Origin of the sequence: Microcoleus sp. B3-D7 (genome assembly GCF_036705305.1) — a bacterium.
Classification (GTDB): domain Bacteria; phylum Cyanobacteriota; class Cyanobacteriia; order Cyanobacteriales; family Microcoleaceae; genus Microcoleus.
The window spans coordinates 15891-36831 of record NZ_JAUBUE010000052.1 but is presented as its reverse complement, the minus strand read 5'-3'; the positions used below and the strand labels follow the sequence as shown (position 1 = coordinate 36831).

The window sequence follows — 20941 nt, the reverse complement described above, 5'->3', positions numbered from 1 at the left end:
ACCTCATCCTTAAGCTTTTACCCTGAATTTTTGACGGTTTTGTCATCAATCGGGCAAGGGGGCGGGCGATCGTGTGTGAAGTTAAAATAAAACTAAGCAGAAACTCAGCCAGACTGAGTAGAATAGCAAGTATTGTAAGAATTCATTTACGATCGTCCAAATATTCCCCAAGGCTTTAGCGGAGGGGACACAGGGCGCGGTAGTACGTCCGGTAAGGGTAACACCTTATAAAACAGTTCGATCGTCAATCGTGAAAAATTGACCGATCAAACCTGTAACTATCAAGAAGCTTCGCTATTAAACTACTGCTTGTAAAACCATTCATGCCTGTGATTGAAAGAAGACAAAATCGCAACCTACCCCAGATCAACGAAAATATTCGATACCCCAAAATCCGGGTAATCGATACCGACGGCGCGCAACTAGGGATATTGACGCCTGCAGAAGCGCTGCGCCTGGCAGAAGAAAAAGAACTCGATCTCGTACTTGTCAGCGACAAAGCTGACCCGCCCGTATGCCGGGTAATGGACTATGGGAAGTACAAATTCGAGCAGGAAAAGAAAGCGCGAGAAGCAAAGCGGAAGCAGCACACTGCCGATGTTAAAGAAGTGAAGATGCGCTACAAAATTGAAGAACACGACTACCAAGTGCGCCTCAAACTAGCAGACCGCTTTATCAAATCTGGGGACAAAGTAAAAGCCACGATCATGTTCAGAGGTCGGGAAATCCAACACAGCAACCTAGCAGAGGACTTGCTTAAGCGCATGGCGACAGATTTGCAGGAAATCGCAGAAGTGCAGCAAGCCCCCAAAAAAGAAGGACGCAGTATGATGATGCTGCTATCGCCGAAGAAAGTATAAATAGATAGTCATTAGTAAGCAGTCATCAGTCATAAACTGGTGACTGATAGCTGATGACTTCCGAAGTTAGTCAGGAATAAGCTACCACACAGGGAAATCAACGCTGCATGGAAAATTTTCAAATCAGCGGTTCGGCGGGAGTAAGACAAGGAGTGCTACGATCGCTCAACCTGCGATCGGAAGAAGTAGAGCGAACCGTACTCATGTTCGTCGTCTACACTCTAACCTCCGTCGGGCTGATCTGGCTGGAACTCAGCACAGTAGGTCTTTTTCTAGATGAATTTGGTGCAGATAAAATGCCCTGGATTTACATAGCCAGCGCGTTTATCGGTTCTGGCTTGGGATTTGTCTACTCGTGGCTGCAAAAAATCCTGCCGCTAAGGCGCACCGTAGTGGTTGTTCTGGCAATGATGTCGATACCGCTATTTTTGTTTCGATTCGGCATCGGCTACGAAAATACTCAGATAGCTGGCGTCAGCATAGCTTTTATTACTATTTTTTTGATGTGGCTGTGGGTGGAAGCTTGCTATGTCCTCAATGACCTCAACACTTCTATCACTTCCAACCAACTGTTTAATATTAGAGAAATCAAGCGCACCTATCCGCTAGTCAGTAGCGGCTATCTAGTAGCTGGAGTAGTCAGCGGATTTTCTCTGCCTGTTTTGCTGTACGTAGTCGGACTCAAAAACGTTACCCTCATATCGGGGTTGATGGTGGCGACAGGCTCGGTGTTGCTCTACTACCTCACGGAAAAATACAGCCAAGCCTTCCCGGAAACGGCTCACTGGACGGATGACGACGAAGACGACGACCAAGAAGAATTTACCGCCCGCAAAGTTACAGGCCCACTTCAAAAATACGCCGTACCTCTAGTCAGTTTCTTCATCCTCGCAGAAGTCGTCTACGTGCTGGTAGATTTCCAATTCTACAGCCAGCTAGAATACCAAAACCCGGGGGACGGAGCTAGCTGGATCGCTAGCTTCCTGGGCATTTATGAAGGCATACAAGGCCTGTTTCAAGTGGCAACTCAGTGGTTCGCTTCGAGCCGGTTAGTGGAAAGAATCGGTGTATTCGTGACGGCGATGATTTTGCCGGCGGGCATCGCTATACTCGGGGTGCTGACCATAGGAGCATCTCTGGGCCAGCTAGTATCTGTGTTTATCGGGCTAATATTGCTGAGATTTTTAGACGAACTGCTTCACTACACGCTTTTGGAAACTGTTAGCCCGGTATTATTTCAACCGATTCCCGACAATATTCGATCGGGAATTCAAACTTTGGTCAACGGTGTGGGCGAACCTTTGTCCTGCGGAGCTACAGGAGTAGGCATCCTGATTATGCTGTGGGTGACAGGCAAGATACTCCCCCAGCAAGACGAAAATGTATTTCACGACCAGCAAAGCTTGATATTTATTGGCGTGATCGTCATATTGGCACTGTTGTGGGTGTTTGTGGTATGGCTGATCCGCTCTCAATACGTGGGTTTGTTGGTCAAAAGTGCGGAGCGGGGACGCTTGGGCGTCACAGACGTTGACCTCAAAGCTCTCAAGCGGGCAGTGGTGGAAACTCTACAAAAGCCGGGGGGCGAAGATGAAAAGCGCTCTTGCATAGAACTCCTGACGCAAATTGACCCCAAAAATGTCGGAGAAGTTCTGGCTCCCCTCCTGGATTCGCTCTCCCCTGGTTTGCAGCGCCAGAGCTTGGAAACGATGCTGCAACACCCGAACCCCGCATATTTAGAATCTGTCCGCGCACTCTCGCAGCAATCCTTGCCGCCGGAGGTGCTGGCCTTGGCTTTGCGTTACATCTGGCTGACGGAAGCTGAACCGAATATTGAGAGCTTGCGGCCTTACTTGCAGCCGACGGTCGATCCGGTGGTGCGGGGTACGGCGGCTGCTTTAATTATGAGAAGGGGCGATCGCCAGCAAAAGGCAGAGGCTACTAATACGCTGCGGCAAATGCTGACACACAAGCAAGAGCGGGAACGTGTTATGGGGACGCGGGCTCTGGGAGAAGCTGATTATTTGCAAGGACTGCGGCTGCATATCCCCAATCTGTTGCAAGATGAATCTCTGCGAGTGCGCTGCGCTCTGTTAGACGTGATTTCGTCTACTCATTCGGAAGAATATTATCCTTCGCTGCTGCGCGGACTTGGTTACAAATCGACTAGGGAAGCTGCTTTGCAGGCTATAGTCAAACTTCACAACGACGCCATTCCTTTGCTCGTGTATTTGGCTGAGGATATCCACAAGTCGGATTTGGTCAGGTTGCAAGCTTGGACGGCTCTGGGTCAAATTGGGACTCCGGAGGCGATCGACATTTTGGTGAGCAATTTGATGACGGCTTGGGGAACGACAAGGCGCAATATCCTCCGCATCCTGTTAAAAATGCCTTCGGAAGCGGGGATAGAAGGGGTTCTAGACCGCATCGGCCGTAGCGGCTTGGAAACTCTTATCGAACAGGAGTTAATGTTTATCGGTCAAATTTATGCAGGTCTGGTAGATTTGTCTGGGGTAACAAGCTACGGCAATTTCTCAGAGCGAGAGGGCAACAGCGCCCGGGAAGCTGGGAACGATACGGCTCAATTGTTGCAGCGTGCTCTGGCGGGGTTGGAAGCTGATGCTAAAGAGCGCTGTTTTTTGCTGATGAAGTTTCTTTATCCGCTGGAAACGGTACAAGCGGCTGCTTTCAACATCGCTTCCGGCCAACCTTCTTTGGTTGCTAGGGGATTGGAAATTCTCGATAATACTGTGGATATAGCTAGGAAGCGATCGCTCATCAATTTGTTAGATCAACACTCGGAAAGAGAAAAATTGAGCAACCTCTCGGAATTGATGGTTTACAAACCTCTAGCCCCTAGCGATCGTTTGCGCCGCTTGCTAGAATTACGCCACTTCCTTTCGGATTGGGCCTTGGCCTGCTGCTTTCACTTGGCGAGAGAAGCGCGCTGGAGTCTTACGGCTCAACAAACTCTCGTCTGTCTGCAGCACCCGACGGGTTTTGTCCGCGAAGCAGTGTTAGCCTATTTGAAAATAGCTTCGCCGCGGGCTTTGGGCGAATTGTTGCCCAGGCTGCAAAATGACCCCGATAATTTGGTATCCGCTCAAGTTGAAGAGATGATGGCAGAGTTCGGTGCTGGGGGAAAAAGGTAACATTAGTCAGTTGTCAGTTGGCAGTTGTGATTGTCAGTCAACAGTTAACCGTCAACCGTCAACGGTTTTTATTCCCCTTCTCCTTCCCGTTTTTAAGTTTCAATTAATCACTGCATCTCATTATGTTAACAAGCGTCGAACGCCTATTGTTTGTGAGGGAGGTTCCGATTTTTAAGGAACTGCGGGATGATTTTCTCGTGCGTCTAGCATCGGTAATGGATGAACTTTCGTTTCCTTCCAAGCACAGGATTTTTACGGAAGGACAAGAAGGTCGATCTCTCTATATTTTGGTATCGGGAACGGTGCGGGTGCATATAGGCGATCGGGATTTAGCACAGTTGAAAGCGGGGGCTTGTTTCGGGGAAATGTCGCTTTTTGATGCCGAACCTCGATCGGCTTCTATTTCTACTGTCGAACAATCCGAGTGTTTGATGCTGACTCAAATGCAGCTATACGATGCGATTGATGAAACGCCGGGAATTGCGGTGAATATTATTCGCTTGCTCTCGCGCCGGATTCGGGAGTTGAATCAAAAGTTGAATGCTAAAGAGGCAATTATGCCTCCTACAGAGACTGTGAGAGTTCCTGAGATGCGATGAAATTGGGGAAGTGGGAATTGTGTTTTTAGTCGATCGGTAATTCTGCACAATTTATCTTCTGTAAGGTGCCAATAGCGATTACGAATACGCACAATTTTTCTGGTAGATTAGATTACACGTAATTGCTCAACCCCCTTGACAAGAGAACGAGATAAAGATTAGATAAAGGAATGAAAAAACTCCCTGACCTAAAACAACTATCGGATGAGGCCAAAAACGCCTTGATAGTAGAGCTATGGCAGGAAATCCAAAAACTGCGGGCAGCATTAGACACTGACGAATCAAAACCCAACTCATCTCCCGCCAAAACCAGCTCGAATTCAAGCACTCCACCATCAAAAGGATTCAAGCCCAACCTCAAGCCGAAGCCATCGAAAATAGAAGGAGTCAAAAGACAAAAAAGCATCGGCAGAGCAGGAGGGGGAAGAGATCTACATCCCGAACCCGACCAAATCATTGTCGCTCAAATCAAAAGTTGCCCCCAGTGTTCAGAAACAGTCACTGCCACGTCCCAAAAATTGCAAGCGGTCTATGACAAAATTGCACTACCACCAATTCGTCCGATAGTCACCCGCATCGAGCTCTATGGCGGTCGCTGCCTCTGTTGTCAAACCGAGTATCTGGCCCGGGTACCTGCTGGAATGGAACCAGGCTCACCATTTGGCAGCTCAATTCAAAGCTTGGTTACATATCTGCGCTACACTCATGCGATCGGCGAAGAACGGCTGTCGGGAATCTTGGCGGAAGTTTTTGGACTCAAGATATCCGAAGGAGCGATCGCCAACCTCTTAAGTACCGTCAAAACCAGTTTAGATGACCTTTGTAAATCAAATACTGCAACGTTTGCGGCAGGCAAAATTAATTTGCAAGCGATGAAACCAGTGCCAGAGTGAACGGACAAAACCAATGGGAATGGGTGTTTCAGAACCAAGATATTTGCCTGCATGTCATCCGTCCCAGTCGAGGGGCTGGAGTAATTAGTGAAGTTCTCGGAGAACATCGCCCGCAACTGTGGGTATCAGACCTTTTTAGTGCTCAAAAAAATCACCCAGCAGCACAATGGCAGGTGTGTTTAGCCCATCAACTGCGGGATTGTCAATATGCCATTGATGCAGGAGACAAGATTTTTGCCAAGGGCGATGAAGAGGTTATTATTAAGAGCTTTTGTCATCCATCGACGACGCGACAGGATGGACGAGGGAAGACTGGAGCGATATCGCAGTAATTTACGAGAAAGATTAATCACAATTTTGAGTTTAATGCCATATCAACCGGATGGTGTTCGGTTGCGAAAACGCTATGGCGAGCTGATGGATAATTTGTTTTTATTTCTGGAAGATGCTGCAATTCCACCGACAAATAATTCTAGCGAACAAGCGATTCGGATGAGCGTGATATTTCCTCGCGTGACTAATTGCTTTCGTTCCGAATGGGGACGAGATTTATTTGCGGCGGTTCGTTCAGTTGTCAATACTGGTAAAAGGCAGGGCTTAACTGCTTATCAAGCTATTCAACAAGCCCTCTCTATTCATGGCTCCCTTTTTTCCCCTAGTTGAGCAATTACCAAGATATTAATGTCTTTCGGGTGAAAGCACTCTGACCGATTCTCATGGAACTCTCGAAAAAAACGCAGAAGGGGAACTTGGAGGCGATCGCACCGTAGCCAACAACTCCGGCTCTCAACTACCCCAACTGTTAAGCTAAACAGACTCGAACACTCAACAGTTGACAAAAACTGCCACCACCTAAGAACGGCTATCTAACTATCTCGCTAAACCGCAGCCGCTACGTTGCACGGTTAACTCTTCTGGCTGCTTTTGCTGTCAGTTGCAGCGAACTGTTATTTAGCGACGATGTGTAATTGTAGGATATCATGTCAATTACCGATTTATTCATCGTAGGGTGCGTCAGAAACGAGATTTTTGAGTTTGATCGAGAATCTGGCTGACGCACCCTACCGAATACTAAACATCGCGTTCTGTTCGTACCCATTTGGTTTGCCGCTTCAGGAGAAAACCAAGATACAAAGGTATTTTCCAAAGAATGTAAAAAGGTACAGATAACAGAGTTGAGCCAGAAATATCGGCACGCCCGAATTTTACCCAAGCGCTGACAATGGAAACTAAAATCAGCAATCCTTGTACTGCTAACAAGACGGCGGGAATTGGGGATGTTCCCAAAATTGCTGCTAGTAAAGAGGTGGCAAAAGCAGCTAGCCAGATAGCGACTAAAAGCGATAGAGGAGGGACGGATAAGTCGAGGGCGATCGCCAATAAGTCAAAACGTTTTTGCTCGACTGAAGCTGCTGTCAGCCTGGGAGTTTGAGTTAACAATGTCTGTATGTGACCGTGTTCCCATCTCGTTCTTTGACTTTTAGCTGCTTGCTGCTGCTGTGGCAAACACCCGGTGACGTTTGCTTCGGGGCAGAATACTGTTGGATGTCCGGCGATCGCCAAATCCAAACTCATCTGCATATCTTCAACAATATTGCTGCTAGCTAGGGAAACCGATCGAATTATCGACCAGGGAAAAGCCATGCCAGTACCTGTTAGTAATGATGGGAATCCTAAATTTTTTAAGCCGCTGGGACGGACTAAGTTTTTCACAAGAAATGCTAAAGCAGAAATGGAATCTTTAGGAGTAGGATTTGGTGGCTGTTCCATGAGATAAGTTGCTTGCACTGGTCTTTGTTCGGCAACTGCAACCAGGGCTAATTTTTCTATAGAGTCGGGCTGACAGATGCAGTCAGCGTCAACCATGATGACTACTTCGGGGGGGTCGGATTCGATCGACTGCAAGCCGAAATCCAGTGCGTATCCTTTGCCCTTGCGTTCTGTGTCTTGTCGCTCGATCGCACTTGCACCGCAGTTACGGGCGATTTCTGCCGTGGCGTCCGTGCAGTTGTCAGCAATCACTAACAGGCGGTCTTGAGGTGTTAGCTGTGGCAAGATGGTGGAGATTGTCGCGGCAATTCCTGCTGCTTCGTTGTAAGCGGGAATTAAAACTGCTACTTTGGGGCGGGGCGCTTTAGTTTCCGCTGTCTCGCCCTGGCCGGACAAGAAAGCTGCACTGCATTCTAGAAATAGAACTGCAACGGGAATTAGAAGGATCAGGGCGATCGCCAATAGCACAACATCAATCAATAGGAACAGTAGCTGATTAATTTCCACAATTCTAGTACCTTAATTTAATTTTATTTCTTGCGTTCATTGAGTTTATTTAATCTTATTGCACCTTTGTTAACTTACTGCGCCACGCTATCTAAAGTATCATTATATCATGCGCGCAAAAAATCACCATTCTTACATTTGTTGTGATAACTTCAGTCCTCGTCAAACTACTAGGACTAGCGTCAAATTACTAGGACTAGGGTCTTCACTACAAATTAATTGGATGGCGGTTGTGCAGTCGCAAATATTATCATATCATGTCACTTCTGACAAGGTTAAGTCACTCAATTTAATTAAACCTCAAACAAGCCCAGACTTGATAAACCCGGTTTCTAAAAGAAACCAGGTTTCTGGCTATTCTATTTTTTATCAACTAAACACTTAATCAATGTTTAACATCAAATCCGGTTGCATCGGAATAATAAAATCGAGTCAACAGTTAACAGTCAATCATGCAGTTTTTCTACCCGCCCGTCAACAGTCAACAGTCAAGAATCATTTCGCTCGTGCAACCGGAATTGATATAACTCATTCATCTCCTGTGGGTGGGCACTCAGGAAGCTATCTCCAAACTCAACACTATGTTCAAGCTACGCTGCATCGGGCATAGCAACAGGTTCAGATTTTATGGTGGTGAACTGTGCGGGGGGTGCAAATTCTCTGAGATATCTCGACACCGATCGCAAATATCCCACTTCTGCTTGAATCACATCCAGCGTAGAAAGACTCTGAACTAAGTCATCAAACTCATCTGCAGTAACTCCAGCACTGTGCAAGACTTCTTGGTTAAGCCGTCCGCAGATTCCTTGCAGAAGGAGTTCGATAATCTCGCGATAGTCAGCGATTTCCGTTCCGTAACCTTGCAATTTCTTCGGATTGATTCCCCACTGCAAAATCTTCAACAACTCTTCAGGGGCACTCCACGCAAAAGAGGAAGCAATCACTTCTTTTTCCGCTGCGATCAGAGCGTACTTGATTTGCACTTCGGGGAAATCTGGATCGATGATTAGGCTTTCGAGCTTCGACACTTGTTTATCTAAGACGCGCAAAGAAAAAGGAGCTAATTCTACACTCACCATGTCGCCAGCATCGTTAACACTTCTAAAAGGATCTTCCAAAACATTAATTAGGAGGTGAATGTCTGTAGGCTTTTTCCAGTCAAATTGTCCAAGGAAAAAAGGTTCTTCGTATCCCGGCAAAAGTCCTTGAAAATAAATCGGCAGATTTTTGCCTGATTCAAGAATTTTATAAAGAGCTACTTCCAAGGTTTCTGTCGGCCAACCGAGATTACTCACGGCGACAAATTTCAGTTTTCCCGGAACGGACACAACCAGAGAATTCAGCAATAAATGTACGGCTTCAAAAAGATTTTGAGCAGTTACGTACCGGTGGGGAGCGTGAACGTTGACAGTTTTACCTTGCTCTACTTTTTTGGACATTTGCTCGCAGAACAAGCTATTTTCCAACATATGAGTAAAGCGAACCATCCCGTAAGTGACATTTCCTTCTTGAGCTGCTTTGGCAAATTGCCATTCGGCAAACTTCTTCGAGGCGGCGTAAACTTCGGTTGTAAAATATCGAGATGTTTTGCCTGTAGAAGAGAATACGCAGTGTTCTACGCCGTATTCTTCGCAGAGTTGGATGACGTGTTTACATCCTAACAGGCTGGTTGTAACTGTTTCTCGGATTTTGATTTCAGCTAGTCCGGGTTGGCGTTGGGCGGCTAGGTGAAAAACAATTTCTGGTTTTTCTACCTCAAATATGTGTTTGAGCGCGTCGAGGTTGCGAATGTCAACGGCATAGAAAGTTACAGCACCTTCTTTGGTAAAAAGCGGCAGATTTTCTTCGGGGTTTTGACATCGGGCGTTGTCTGCGGAAATGATGTTAGTTGCGCCTAGTTCGAGGAGTTTTTCAATTAAGAAACGACCGACACATCCTTCTCCGCCAGTGATGAGGATGGTTTTGCCTTTGATTTTGCGACTGACTGCGGATGCGTAGAGGTGAATAGTGCGATCGCGCACGTCGCTAAAAGGTTCGCTTTCTAATTGTCCGTCGGCTTGATAGGCTGCGATTAGCTGTGCGGTCAGAGTTTGTAAAGACGCGAGGATTTCAGGATCTTGGGGCTCCGGCGAACCGGGCGGAACTAGCTGCTGGATGCGCTCAATTATTTCCGCTTTGCTGGCACCTTCAAAAACTTCTCTTTGGTTAAATGCACTCTTCACTTTTTTTGCTCCTTTAAATTCTAGAAATACCGTTACTGATAAGCGACTTGTTAAACAAATTTTCGAGGGACAGAATCTTTAAAAGTCTGCTTGGTTTTAGGATTTTTTAGACTTAAAGCTACTTAATCGGAAAGACACGCGATCTGCTATGCTTGTAGTTTTATTAAGCGCTTTTTTAACCTGCTTACTTCTGCCATCGGCAAATATCGGCAAAGTCGGAATGTGCTCTCTCCAAAATTTGTCAATACCACTATATACTTAAATTGCTGAGTGTTGGCAATACTCCGAACATATCTTTACTGTTTCTTTGCAATAACCTACGAGTTTTCACGCAATTTTAAAGTTTATGTAAAGTAGGGTCTAGGTTTAAAAAACTTAACAATACACTCGACCTTGATTATAGCATTTTACTTTTTAAGTAAAATGTATTTTTGGTTACTAACTATAGTTTAATTTTAAGTAAAAATACGCACAAAAGCCCACATCAAATATTTGCGTCTGCTGAAAAGATTGCTACTTGATGGGTGGGGTAGTGCTGTGGCTACCCCTGTATGTGTGCTGCTACTAGGCGCGAACGATGCGTTCTTTTTTGCTGCCTTCAAAGCCACGAGCATCCCCAACATCGTAGCCTCCTGTCCGCAAGCGGCGGTCTAAATCGCTAGCTTCGGGAGAAGTTTTTGCTGCTTCTTCGATCGTCACTCTGCCTTCAAGCACCAGTTTGTAAAGACCCTGGTTGATAATCTGCATTCCTTCGTAAGTATCATGTTCCATTAATCGGAAAGCTTCATCATCAGCACCTTTCATCAAGTAATCGTGCATGGCAGGTGTATTCACCAAAATATCGTGAACTGCTACTCGACGGTTGTCAACAGTTGGCAGCAAAAGTTGGGCAATTACCGCTACTAAAGAATCGCAAATTTGAATCCGCATCGCCTGTTGTTCTTCGGGTGGGTAGAGGTTCAACAACCGATTAATAGCGTTAATGGCGCTGCGAGTGTGGAGAGTTCCCAATACTAAGTGACCAGTTTGAGCTGCTTGCAACGCTGTATTGATTGTAACGCGATCGCGCATTTCCCCGATCAGAATCACATCGGGGTCTTCCCGCAAAACAGCCCGCAAAGCCTGTTGAAACTCGTGGGTATGCAAGCCGACTTCCCGCTGGCTAACCAAGCATTTTTTAGAAGGGTGAATGAATTCGATCGGGTCTTCAATGGTAACTACGTGCTTTTGCTCCATCTGATTGAGATGGTCGATCATCGCAGCTACGGTTGTCGATTTCCCCGAACCGGTAGGCCCGGTAACTAATATTAATCCCTGCGATCGCAAAATGATACTTTTGAAAACTTCTGGCAACCTCAAGGAATCGATAGTAGGTATTTCCAAACTGATCAACCGCAATACTATGGCACCGCCACTGAGGGACTCAAAACAGTTTAGCCGACACCGCACGAAGCCAGGGTAAAAAATTGCTGAATCTAATTCCTTGGTAGTTGCAAACTGTTTTCGCTGTTCGGGGGTGAGAATTTCGGCTAGGTACTGTTCAAAAATTTCTGGCGTTACTTTGGGGTGGGTGGTTGCTACTTGCATCACGCCACGAATCCGAAATCGAGGTACTTGGCCTACTCGAATGTGAATGTCAGAAGCCGAGGCACTATGGGCATCTCGGACCATTTGTTCGATCGTACTGACGGGTGTCTCAACAGAAGACCGCTGCTGGGCCGGAGGGGGCGCACTCGGCGCGGGTGCAGGAGGCGCGGGAGTTGCAGCCAAAGGCGGGGGCGGGGGCGGTGTTCGGCGGGCTTGAGCCTCTGGTCGAAGGGGTGTAGGATTGTTTAATGGGTTCATTTTTTTGTCTCCAGTCAATGTAGATTTATTGCGAAAAAATGCCCGATTTCTAATCTTATCGCTCGCAGCTAATTCGGTGTTAAATGCTGAGAATATTTTACAATTAGACTTGATGGGGCGATCGAGTAATTAACAATTTAAACTCCTATGAACATCGGTCACAAAATCGCCGACTGGCTCGAAAATCGCGCTGTTACCCCCGCCTACGCGGGTTGGCTGCTGTCGGGGATGACGGTTTTCTTTTTTGGGTCGGCGACTAATACAATGTCTGGGTGGCTGTACGTGCTCAGCGGTGGGGGTTTGGCGCTGTTGGGAGTAGCGGCCGTTTTGCCGGGAAAATCGCTCCGTTCCTTGGAAGTCCGTCGCCGCCCGATCGAACCGGTGAGTGCGGGCGATCAAATCACCGTCGAACTAGAAATCGAAAATAGCGCCCGCCAACCTAAGACTCTGTTGCAAGTGGTAGACATCTTGCCGTTTGTATTGGGAGAACCTATCGTCCGCCCGATCGAAGTCATAGAGCCTAACAGTATATACAGGGATACATACTATTTAGAAGTGCGGCAGCGCGGGGTCTATCGGTGGCAAGAGGTAAACTTGAGGACGGCGGCACCTTTAGGGTTGTTTTGGTGCCGGCGCAGCCGCCCAGTCAAAGCGGTGGCGGTTGTGTATCCACAAGTTTTGCCGTTGAGCACTTGTCCTTTGATCGATCGCATCGGTCAAGAAGACAGCCCGCAATTTTACAATCGCAGTCGATCGCAAACTGCTACCGAAGGCCTCACCCGCAATCTCAGACCTTACCGCCACGGAGACCCCACCCGCCTAATTCACTGGCGCACCAGCGCCCGCTACGGAGAACTGCGGGTGAGAGAGTTAGAAGTTGCAGCAGGCGGTCAAGAAATTATTATTGCTCTCGACAGCGCTGCGGCGTGGAAGCCAGAAGAATTTGAACGAGCCGTGACAGTAGCTGCGTCTCTTTACTTCTATGCTAGCAAGCGCCTGTTAAACGTCAAACTTTGGACTGCCGGGACGGGACTCGTATCGGGGAACCGGGTAGTTTTGGAAACTTTAGCGGCGGTTAATGCTGGGGAAGATGCGGTTGAGAATCGGCCGAAACTGCCGGTAATTTGGCTGACTCAAAACTCTGCAACTTTAAGCACTCTTTCCCTAGGCAGCCGCTGGGTACTCTGGCCGTTGGCCAATGCTGAAACAGGCGAAAAAATGTTAGTGAAACATGAGTTACCTGGTTTAGAAATTCGCTCCGGCAGACCCTTAGAACTTCAGTTACAAGATCCTCTGGAAAGAGCTATTAGCTATTAAGTAAGATAGGTCACGAAAAAACCTGTGAAAGAGCGATTAGTTATGAAGATTGACTTGATTAATCTAAAACCTCAAGAACCATGATACACTACAATAGTGTAATTGATAAAGTTAAGGGTCTTACGGGGTCTGGCAATTGCTTGGCAAGTTAAGAGCAGCTTAGATTACTGTGACTCCGGTCATAAACATCATATCTCATTCACCAAACAGGAGAAAAAATGACTTTCTGGGAGAAATTAAAGCAGAACGTATCACAAATCAATGATTCTCTGCAAACCAATATTTCCAAGTTTAAAAATAATGATTTTGCTGATGCCTCAATGGCAATATGTGCATTGATTGCTGCTGCTGATGGCACTATCAATACCGATGAAAGACAAAAAACGGCGGCTCTAATAATTTCCAATGAAACACTAAAAATTTTTTCGGCTTCGGAGTTGAAGCAAAAATTTGATTTTTATTGTGAGAAGCTATCACAAGACTTCGATTTTGGTAAAGTGGAGGCTATCCAAGCCATAGCCAAACTCAATAAAAAACTAGATCAAGGTCGTGCAGTCATCCAAATTGGCATTATTATCGGTGGTGCGGATGGTAATTTTGACAAAGATGAAAAGAAGGTTGTCAAAGAAGCTTGCCATGCTGTGGGAATTAATCCAGGGGAGTTCGACCTCTAAATTTAGCTATTTCCTGGTTCATGCTACTCAATTCTTTAAGGCTTTATATCTGCGAATAGCATTGTTCATTGAGTTTATTTGCTCTGCATGAAATGAGGGAGGCATTAAGCTATGAACAGTATGAAGGAGTCCATTGTGCATGACATCGGTCGGAAGTGCAGAATGATCGAGTCCTAGTGTATGTCCTATTTCATGGGCAATGGTATTTGCAATTAAGTTAGATAGTTGATTGAGATTAAGGCTGGCATTGTAGGAAGCATAGAATACTTGGTCAATCCGAATAATCGCCCTATCTGTAACCATTCCCGACTTGAAGCTAGCCACGCCGAGATAGTCAACCGGCTGGCTGTCCACGAATATATAAACATGGGTAAAATCTTTTCCCCACTCTTTGGGATCGGGGGGATCAGATGTCAAAAATATTTTGATGCTTCTAAATGCGCCGTAGAGTTTGGAGAAAGCGTCCATCAGCAGGGAAAAGATCGCTTCTCTATTTTCGGGTGCGACATCCATTCCTGATACATCTACCCAAATGCAACGGCGAAAATCGCTATCATTATCAATTAGAACTCTTCCACAGGAAGGGCAAAACTCCCACTGAGGCTGGATACGGGAACGACAGCTCTGACAGCGGAGTTTGGGGGGTTTAGTCAGGTTTAGCCGTTGAGAAAGGGGGAGTTTTAGCTTGCGATTGTGTTTGGTTAGGTCTAGGCGATCGTACAGAGACATTGACTGATTGTAGGAATTTTTTATCGTAATATTCTTGTTAATTTGAGCTAATTTCAGCTAGGGCTATGGGTTGAGTTGATAGTTGCCACAGTCTGCAACAAAATGCTCCGATTTCCCTATTTTAATATTCCTTTCAATCTGGCCTGCTTAATCCAAGCGGGAAATTCATTCAGCAGTCTTTCATACAATTGTTCATCAGTGATTTTTCCCAAATCGTCTAAATGAAAAAAGTTAGCGTTATCAACCAGCCGGCAACCCATACTGTCTAGTCTTTCCAGAATTCCCTAGTTAAAACCAGCCAATCCCACAAATTGCCAAAAAATCGGATATTTTGCAGCTTCAACTATAGATTTTTTAATTTCTTGCTCATTAGTAACGCCTCCATCACTGAGGAAAACAATAAATGTAGGCAGTTTACTAGCCTTTTCCTGAGTATACTTCTTTATGACATCTTGTATTACCAAACTTTCATTGTTTCCCCCGCCTAATTCCAGCATCAGAGAAGGCATTTTAAAAAAAAGTAAAGCTCTCTTCATTTCGCCGGCTTCTTTTGTGATATAGCCATCAACATTTGTCTCCGTCACCGATCTTGTTCTTTTGAATGTTGAGCCAAAAAACCAAACATCTAAAGTGGCATCATCATCCAGTCTACTAGCTACTGGAACTATTCTTTCAAGGAACGCTTGCACTGCACCAGAACTATATTGATGGCTCATAGAGCCAGAAATATCCAAAACCAAAGCGACTCTTGCTAGGATACCCTCAATCCCTTTCTTTTTAAGACAAATATCTACTTTTGCTTTTAAAAGGATTATATCTGCTTTTTTTGTAATATCAATAGGTTGCTGTTTGGTCTCTTTTTCAGGTTCAGGAGTTAAGACAGGCTTGTCTACTTTCTTCTCTTCCTGTTTAGCATCAACAAAATACCGATCTACAAAACTTTGCAAGCCGGCATTATAGCCTTCTCCTACTGCTTGAAATCTCCATGCCAAATCTTTTCTATACAATCTGCCAAACTCCAAAGCTGTCTCTTGAGAAAAAGCTTCTTTTAAATCGTACCGAGCTAACTCGACTCCTGTTTCCTGGTTGTAAAGCCTGATAAACGCATTTTTAACTTGGCTGAAATTTTGATTTTTTTCCAGCCCTTCGTGAATAGTGACAACAAAAACTATTTGCTCAATAGCAATCTTGACTTTTGTCAAATCTACGTAGATCGTCTCATCATCATCTTCGCCTTGCCCAGTTCTGTTATCTCCTGAATGTCTTAAAGAACCATCCAGTGATTTCAGATTATTATAGAATACAAAGTATTTTTCATGAATTATTTTGCCGGCAGCGCCTAACATAAACACAGAAGCATCAATATCATAGCTCTGACCAACCTGGCTCACCTCCCAACCTAAGCCAATCGCCACCTGTTTTAAATCGGGAGCAGCTTTAGAAAGACTTAATCTTTCACCTTTGGTTAATTGGATTCCCATTCTATTGGTTTTCCTTCAATGTAAATTCGGCTGATTAGCTGTTCTCAACAAAAAAAGGTTTCGATCGTTGTAGCCCACTTCGGATTCCAGGAAGTAAGGAGCATCTATGTACCGAAGGAGTTGTTAAGCATAGGTTTTCACAAGTTCCTGCAACCCATTAACCTTCACACCGTTACCGATCGCCGCCATTTTCCACTCATCATTATGCTTGTAGATTTCTGCCATGAGCATCCCCGTCATGCCTTTGTATTCAGAACCTGATAGGTTATATTTTGCGAGTTCTTGATTATTAGACGTATTAACCAAACGCACAAACGCATTTTGAACTTGTCCGAAGTCTTGCTTGCGTGCAATGCAATCGTAAATGTTAACTGTAAAAACCAGTTTGACAATTTGCGAGGGAATTCGAGATAAATCGACGAGAATTTGCTCGTCATCTCCCTCTCCCGCTCCAGTCAGATTATCACCTAGATGCGTAATAGCTCCTGAACGGTGGGAGAGATTGCCAAAATAAACGATATTGGTCATATCATTCACTTTGTCATTTCGATCTAAACAAATCACTGAGGCATCCAAGTCATAATCTGGAGCACTGCTAAAAGCCCCAAACAAACCTCCACCGGAGCGTTTCGCCACATCCCAGCCTAATCCGCAGATCAGTTTTGTTAGCCCTGGCGCTTCTTTGGAAAGCGAGATGCGCTGTCCTTTTTGTAGGTTAATTCCCATGTGTTTTACCTTTTAGCTATAGCGATCGAGTAATGCTTGTAAACCACCTTGATAGCCGGCTCCCACTGCATTGAGACGCCACTCACCGTCTTTCCGGTAAAGTTCAGCCATGATCAGTGCTGTCTCTATGGAATAATCTTCTACAAGGTCATAGCGAACAGCTTCCTGTTGTGTTTGGGCATTAACGATCCGCACGAAGGCATTTTGCACCTGACCAAAATTTTGACGGCGTTGCTGTGCTTCATGGATGGTTACAGTTACAAGAATTTTTTGGACATCATTAGGCACTTTTTTGAGGTTGATTTTGATAACTTCATCATCCCCCTCGCCGGCCCCCGTGAGATTATCTCCCATGTGCTGCACGGATTTGTCTGGATCTGGACTTGTGAGATTGTTATAAAAAATGAAGTGATTGTCAGAAATTAATTTTTCATTAGCACCTAATAGGAACAATGATGAGTCTAGGTCAAAGTCAGAACCCGTGTCTGTAGCTTTAACGTCCCATCCCAGTCCTATGAATACTTCTGAGAGACCGGGTGAAACTTTCTCAAGCGATACCCGTTGTCCTTTGGTCAGAGATACGGCCATGATTCAATCTTCCTCTTTATTAGAAGTGGTTATGGAGGGAGGCGCGGACTGGAAAACTTTATTAAGTTTTTGCTGGAAATAGTTGTAGAATTTTTAATCTTAAATAAAAGAATATTAGCTAACTGTGCCGATGTCAATAGGGATTACAACTCTTAATTATTTTTTGGGTGTGAGTACAAAGCAATCATGCCCTGCCTCCCACAGTTGTGTAATCTCAGCTTGGGTTATTGTGCTTGTGTATTTTGACAAACTCTCGGAACTTGACCGTGTTTTGTGATGCAAGTGACCCTTACCAGGGCGTTTCCACAAGGCCCTCCGCTTGGAAGTCTCCTGTGTTGCAATACCATCGACTTGTGGCGTCGATGGTGTTGCGACGGATTCCCAACACTTGAGCAACTTCGATTTTCTTCATGCCATTTAACTCGATCGCTGGGATGACCTGATGAAGGAGGTATAAATGTACAGTTTCGAGCCAAAAGTCGGCGCGATCGATCTGCAAAACTGGCGACTAATTGTAGTCTATTTTCTAACCGAGGAAAGCGGTTGCTATAGTTTAATTTAAATGGCGATCGGCTCGAATCGAACTCTTTGCCTGACAATAAAATCTCAATCCCTATCACTCTATAGTGTCGGGGAGAATTTCGACTACATACTCCGGTACATATTCGGGTCGATTTTCGGATCGATTCGGGGGCACATTCTGGGACACCTTCTCCGGTGGATGTTCGTGCCTGACTCGCCGGATCGGGAGATTTGCAATTAGTGCTGTGGCCCGCTGGTCGCTCTCCAGCGAGAACTCAGACCCGGTGGTATCGATTTCCACGTAGCGAGATACCACCTCTAGAATTTCTCGGCGCATCGACTCAACCATTTCTGGGCTGAGTTCTGAGCGGTCGTGGGCTAGAACCAGTTTGAGGCGCCGTTTTACCTCGTCGCGGCTGTTGTCAGGGGTGCGCGGGAAAAGTCGTTCGAGAAGTGTGTATATCATGGGTACGGCTGGTTTGTCAAGGGTTAGGCATAGAAAAGGTCATACCATTTTCGATTTTCGATTTTCGATTTTCGATTGGGAAACCACTGATTCCCGTCTGGTTTGGAGCGGGTCTACAGTTTCATTCTTTTTGGGAACTGGTGTCACTGGGGGAAAATTTGGGGTAGTTTTTGTGATGCGGTCGCTGCTTTTAAAGATCGATCGCCAATGAGCACATCACATAATTTTAGTATTTAAGAACTTGCGGAGGCGAGTAAAGAAGTTTTCCCGACGGGGATTGAGATCTAGAAAATCAACTTTTTCGCCTTCTAAGCGGCGGGCAATATTGTCGAAGGCAGTTCCAGCTAAAGAGGCCGTTTCCGACAATACTAATGGTTCGCCTCGGTTGGTGGAAACGATGACGCGCTCGTCGTCGGGAACGACGCCTAACAGCGAAATGGCGAGGATTTCCCGCACGTCTTGCACCGACATCATATCATTTGCCAGCACCATTGCGGGTCTGATCCGGTTGACGATTAGGTTGATTTTCTTGACGTTGTTGGCTTCCAGCAGACCGATGACTCGATCGGCATCGCGGACAGCAGCGATTTCGGGAGTAGTGACAATTATTCCTTCTTGAGCCGGCGCGATCGCATTTTGAAAACCTTGTTCAATTCCAGCAGGAGAGTCGATCAAAATATAGTCGTATTTTGCTCCCAACATCCCCACAAGCTGCTTCATTTGCTCAGCGCTGATGGCATCTTTCATCCGAGTTTGGGCAGCCGGCAACAGCACCAAGCGCGGCTGCCGCTTGTCTTTCACCAAAGCTTGCTCTAATCGGCACTCTCCAGCGAGAACTTCTAATGCCGTGTAAACAATCCGATTTTCTAAGCCCAGCAGCAAGTCTAAATTTCTGAGACCGAAATCGGCATCAATTACGGCAACGTTCCGCCCCCGCTTAGCTAAAGCCATGCCGAGATTGGCTGTGGAGGTGGTTTTTCCTACCCCGCCTTTCCCTGATGTAACAACAATAATGCGAGCCATAAGCGATTTTAGATTTATTTGGAATTGGTGATTGGGAATTAGTAATTGGTAATTGGGAATGGCAATGGGTAATTGGTAATGGGTAATTGATCTTTTTCTTGGTTGATAATTAGCAATTATTTTTTGGTAATTAGGCAGCAATCTGTAATTCACTGAATAACAGCAGATTCCACGTTTATGAAGGACACCCGCTTATCGATCCCCCGCTGTAGTGGCACGGCGAAAGCCTTTGCCCCTACTTCATAAACTCGCAACTCTCATTGTTTTACTAATTCTCTATAAATTTGCACTTAAATTTTAAATCGTCTTTTAGTGACTGATTTAGCCTCGGCAAAAATTATCAAGTGCAGGCTTAAAGAGAAATAGTATTACCAATTACTCATTACTAATTCCTAATTACCCATTACCAATTACCCATTATCGATTACTCATTACCCCCGACTAACTGCGATTTGTCAAAATCAGAGGCTCTACCGATCCGAATCCCTTGAGGCGTCACATAGGCGACTTCCGGGAAAAACTGAGCGGGTGAGTTTTCTGGGCCTCTGGCAACATACTTAGCAATCCTAATCACCATCGGTTCCATCTGCAAGGTCATAATCACGCTTTTGGTATTGCCACCGGCACCGGCGTGCACGACTCCCCGCAAACGGCCCCAAACTAGGATATCGCCTCCGGCGATGACTGATCCGCCTGGATTTACGTCTCCCAAAAGTACGACGGTGCCCGGATGGCGAATTTCTACGCCCGATCGCACTGTCATCTGCAAATATAAAGGTTCCGCCAGCGATTGCGGTTTTTCAGAGGCGGCTTTATTCAGGGAAGAAACCGGAGGCTGCTGTTCTACACAATAACCTGCCGTAGCTGCTGCTACGGCGGTTTGGCGGCGACTGGTGTGGACTCGTTTGAGTTGCAGTTCCACTTCGGAGAGGGCATCGGCGATTTCTTGCAGTTGGCGGATATCTAAAAGTCGATCGCTCCCCATCAATTGTACTTCTGCGTTTGGCTGCCAAAAGCGTTCTCCTGCATTCAGCCTGACTTTTAGCTGCTGCCAAAGTTCAGTCCAAGTCGAGGCGGAGGCTGTTGCGGGTTCGTTATTGGTTTCGGGGGGGAGTAGCAACAGTAGCTGTCCATCTTCGGTTTTGAGTCGGACTTGCAGATCCAAGCTGACTTCGGGTGTTGATTGAGGGGCGGCAGCAGCGGCTGCGGCGGAGGCATCGGGTGTCATGGGACAGTTTGATATCGGGTAGGGACAGGTTAACATCAATATTAGCCTGACTCGTCTTTTGCCTCAGCATTTGGGAGGAAAAGTCTTGTTTTTTTATTTTTAACGACAGCTAGGGCAATTCTCTTTCGTTTGTCAACAAGATTTTGTTTTAATGAACCGCAGAGAGCGCAGAGGGGACAGAGAAAGAGAATTAAGAGCTCCGAAGAGAGAATGAGAGAAGTTCACAAATTTGGTATCGATTGTGAACAAGATTTTGTTTTAATGAACCGCAGAAGGCGCTGTTGACACAGAGAAAGAAAATTAAGAGAAGAGATAAAGAAAGAACTTGACAAGTTGGGG

Annotated in this window: 17 protein-coding genes and 1 pseudogene; 8 read left to right on the top strand and 10 right to left on the bottom strand. The window is 45.8% G+C overall.

The genetic code is table 11. The features are described 5' to 3' along the window. Positions 1 to 323: 323 nt before the first annotated feature. The 6 genes from infC to QUB25_RS25265 all read left to right on the top strand — a co-directional run bounded on the left by infC (position 324) and on the right by QUB25_RS25265 (position 6167). On the top strand, positions 324 to 860 hold the full coding sequence (infC, locus tag QUB25_RS25290) for a translation initiation factor IF-3 (protein WP_006635262.1): 537 nt from the start codon (positions 324 to 326) through the stop codon (positions 858 to 860). A gap of 107 nt (positions 861 to 967) precedes the next feature. Then, positions 968 to 4012: a HEAT repeat domain-containing protein gene (locus QUB25_RS25285; RefSeq protein WP_333187400.1), complete on the top strand. Its 3045-nt coding sequence runs from the start codon at positions 968 to 970 to the stop codon at positions 4010 to 4012. 122 nt (positions 4013 to 4134) lie between these two features. Next, complete coding sequence (locus QUB25_RS25280) at positions 4135 to 4611, top strand: Crp/Fnr family transcriptional regulator (RefSeq protein WP_333042796.1); 477 nt, start codon at positions 4135 to 4137, stop codon at positions 4609 to 4611. A gap of 170 nt (positions 4612 to 4781) precedes the next feature. Continuing rightward, a complete protein-coding gene (locus tag QUB25_RS25275; protein ID WP_333187396.1) occupies positions 4782 to 5504 on the top strand; it encodes a hypothetical protein in 723 nt (240 codons plus the stop codon). Further along, positions 5501 to 5836, top strand: a complete 336-nt coding sequence (locus QUB25_RS25270) for an IS66 family transposase (RefSeq protein ID WP_333187394.1) — start codon at positions 5501 to 5503, stop codon at positions 5834 to 5836. Before QUB25_RS25275 ends, QUB25_RS25270 begins: the two co-directional genes overlap by 4 nt. Before the next feature lie 34 nt (positions 5837 to 5870). Next, positions 5871 to 6167: an IS66 family transposase gene (locus QUB25_RS25265; protein WP_333187392.1), complete on the top strand. Its 297-nt coding sequence runs from the start codon at positions 5871 to 5873 to the stop codon at positions 6165 to 6167. A 408-nt stretch (positions 6168 to 6575) separates the two neighbouring features. On the opposite strand, the gene QUB25_RS25260 is transcribed toward QUB25_RS25265, so the two are convergent. From QUB25_RS25260 to QUB25_RS25250, 3 genes are all read right to left on the bottom strand, one after another. Then, positions 6576 to 7781, bottom strand: a complete 1206-nt coding sequence (locus QUB25_RS25260) for a glycosyltransferase (RefSeq protein ID WP_333187390.1) — start codon at positions 7779 to 7781, stop codon at positions 6576 to 6578. 590 nt (positions 7782 to 8371) lie between these two features. Further along, positions 8372 to 10003: a polysaccharide biosynthesis protein gene (locus QUB25_RS25255; RefSeq protein ID WP_333187387.1), complete on the bottom strand. Its 1632-nt coding sequence runs from the start codon at positions 10001 to 10003 to the stop codon at positions 8372 to 8374. 564 nt (positions 10004 to 10567) lie between these two features. Continuing rightward, positions 10568 to 11848 carry a PilT/PilU family type 4a pilus ATPase gene (locus QUB25_RS25250; protein WP_333041576.1) on the bottom strand — a complete coding sequence of 427 codons (1281 nt, stop codon included), beginning with the start codon at positions 11846 to 11848 and terminating at the stop codon, positions 10568 to 10570. Between the two features lie 147 nt (positions 11849 to 11995). On the opposite strand from QUB25_RS25250, the gene QUB25_RS25245 reads away from it, so the two are divergent. Both QUB25_RS25245 and QUB25_RS25240 read left to right on the top strand, forming a co-directional pair. After that, positions 11996 to 13165 (top strand): DUF58 domain-containing protein, encoded by a 1170-nt coding sequence (locus QUB25_RS25245; protein ID WP_333187384.1) that lies wholly within the window; start codon positions 11996 to 11998, stop codon positions 13163 to 13165. A gap of 218 nt (positions 13166 to 13383) precedes the next feature. Then, entirely contained in the window at positions 13384 to 13839 is a 456-nt protein-coding gene (locus QUB25_RS25240; protein WP_333141511.1) for a TerB family tellurite resistance protein, read from the top strand. 27 nt (positions 13840 to 13866) lie between these two features. Here QUB25_RS25240 and QUB25_RS25235 read toward each other — a convergent pair whose 3' ends face one another. The 7 genes and pseudogenes from QUB25_RS25235 to minC form a co-directional block, all read right to left on the bottom strand. After that, positions 13867 to 14568 (bottom strand): zinc-dependent metalloprotease family protein, encoded by a 702-nt coding sequence (locus QUB25_RS25235; protein ID WP_333187382.1) that lies wholly within the window; start codon positions 14566 to 14568, stop codon positions 13867 to 13869. Positions 14569 to 14684: 116 nt separating this feature from the next. After that, positions 14685 to 16049 (bottom strand): annotated as a pseudogene (locus tag QUB25_RS25230) (TerD family protein). A 123-nt stretch (positions 16050 to 16172) separates the two neighbouring features. Beyond that, complete coding sequence (locus QUB25_RS25225) at positions 16173 to 16775, bottom strand: TerD family protein (protein WP_333041586.1); 603 nt, start codon at positions 16773 to 16775, stop codon at positions 16173 to 16175. Between the two features lie 12 nt (positions 16776 to 16787). Next, positions 16788 to 17363 (bottom strand): TerD family protein, encoded by a 576-nt coding sequence (locus tag QUB25_RS25220; protein WP_333083448.1) that lies wholly within the window; start codon positions 17361 to 17363, stop codon positions 16788 to 16790. Between the two features lie 616 nt (positions 17364 to 17979). Next, positions 17980 to 18351, bottom strand: a complete 372-nt coding sequence (gene minE, locus QUB25_RS25215) for a cell division topological specificity factor MinE (protein ID WP_333187378.1) — start codon at positions 18349 to 18351, stop codon at positions 17980 to 17982. A 216-nt stretch (positions 18352 to 18567) separates the two neighbouring features. Continuing rightward, a complete protein-coding gene (minD, locus tag QUB25_RS25210) occupies positions 18568 to 19374 on the bottom strand; it encodes a septum site-determining protein MinD (protein WP_190737982.1) in 807 nt (268 codons plus the stop codon). Positions 19375 to 19798: 424 nt separating this feature from the next. Then, positions 19799 to 20602 (bottom strand): septum site-determining protein MinC, encoded by an 804-nt coding sequence (minC, locus tag QUB25_RS25205; RefSeq protein WP_333187375.1) that lies wholly within the window; start codon positions 20600 to 20602, stop codon positions 19799 to 19801. Positions 20603 to 20941 lie beyond the last annotated feature (339 nt).

What these genes read in the sequence shown, in the direction of transcription:
- QUB25_RS25235 (WP_333187382.1), bottom strand. Translation starts at nt 14,568, where the DNA reads ATGTCTCTGTACGATCGCCTAGACCTAACCAAACACAATCGCAAGCTA.
- QUB25_RS25265 (WP_333187392.1), top strand. Translation starts at nt 5,871, where the DNA reads ATGCCATATCAACCGGATGGTGTTCGGTTGCGAAAACGCTATGGCGAG.
- QUB25_RS25275 (WP_333187396.1), top strand. Translation starts at nt 4,782, where the DNA reads ATGAAAAAACTCCCTGACCTAAAACAACTATCGGATGAGGCCAAAAAC.
- QUB25_RS25280 (WP_333042796.1), top strand. Translation starts at nt 4,135, where the DNA reads ATGTTAACAAGCGTCGAACGCCTATTGTTTGTGAGGGAGGTTCCGATT.
- minD (WP_190737982.1), bottom strand. Translation starts at nt 19,374, where the DNA reads ATGGCTCGCATTATTGTTGTTACATCAGGGAAAGGCGGGGTAGGAAAA.
- minC (WP_333187375.1), bottom strand. Translation starts at nt 20,602, where the DNA reads ATGACACCCGATGCCTCCGCCGCAGCCGCTGCTGCCGCCCCTCAATCA.
- QUB25_RS25240 (WP_333141511.1), top strand. Translation starts at nt 13,384, where the DNA reads ATGACTTTCTGGGAGAAATTAAAGCAGAACGTATCACAAATCAATGAT.
- QUB25_RS25285 (WP_333187400.1), top strand. Translation starts at nt 968, where the DNA reads ATGGAAAATTTTCAAATCAGCGGTTCGGCGGGAGTAAGACAAGGAGTG.
- QUB25_RS25220 (WP_333083448.1), bottom strand. Translation starts at nt 17,363, where the DNA reads ATGGCCGTATCTCTGACCAAAGGACAACGGGTATCGCTTGAGAAAGTT.
- infC (WP_006635262.1), top strand. Translation starts at nt 324, where the DNA reads ATGCCTGTGATTGAAAGAAGACAAAATCGCAACCTACCCCAGATCAAC.
- minE (WP_333187378.1), bottom strand. Translation starts at nt 18,351, where the DNA reads ATGATATACACACTTCTCGAACGACTTTTCCCGCGCACCCCTGACAAC.
- QUB25_RS25245 (WP_333187384.1), top strand. Translation starts at nt 11,996, where the DNA reads ATGAACATCGGTCACAAAATCGCCGACTGGCTCGAAAATCGCGCTGTT.
- QUB25_RS25225 (WP_333041586.1), bottom strand. Translation starts at nt 16,775, where the DNA reads ATGGGAATTAACCTACAAAAAGGACAGCGCATCTCGCTTTCCAAAGAA.
- QUB25_RS25250 (WP_333041576.1), bottom strand. Translation starts at nt 11,848, where the DNA reads ATGAACCCATTAAACAATCCTACACCCCTTCGACCAGAGGCTCAAGCC.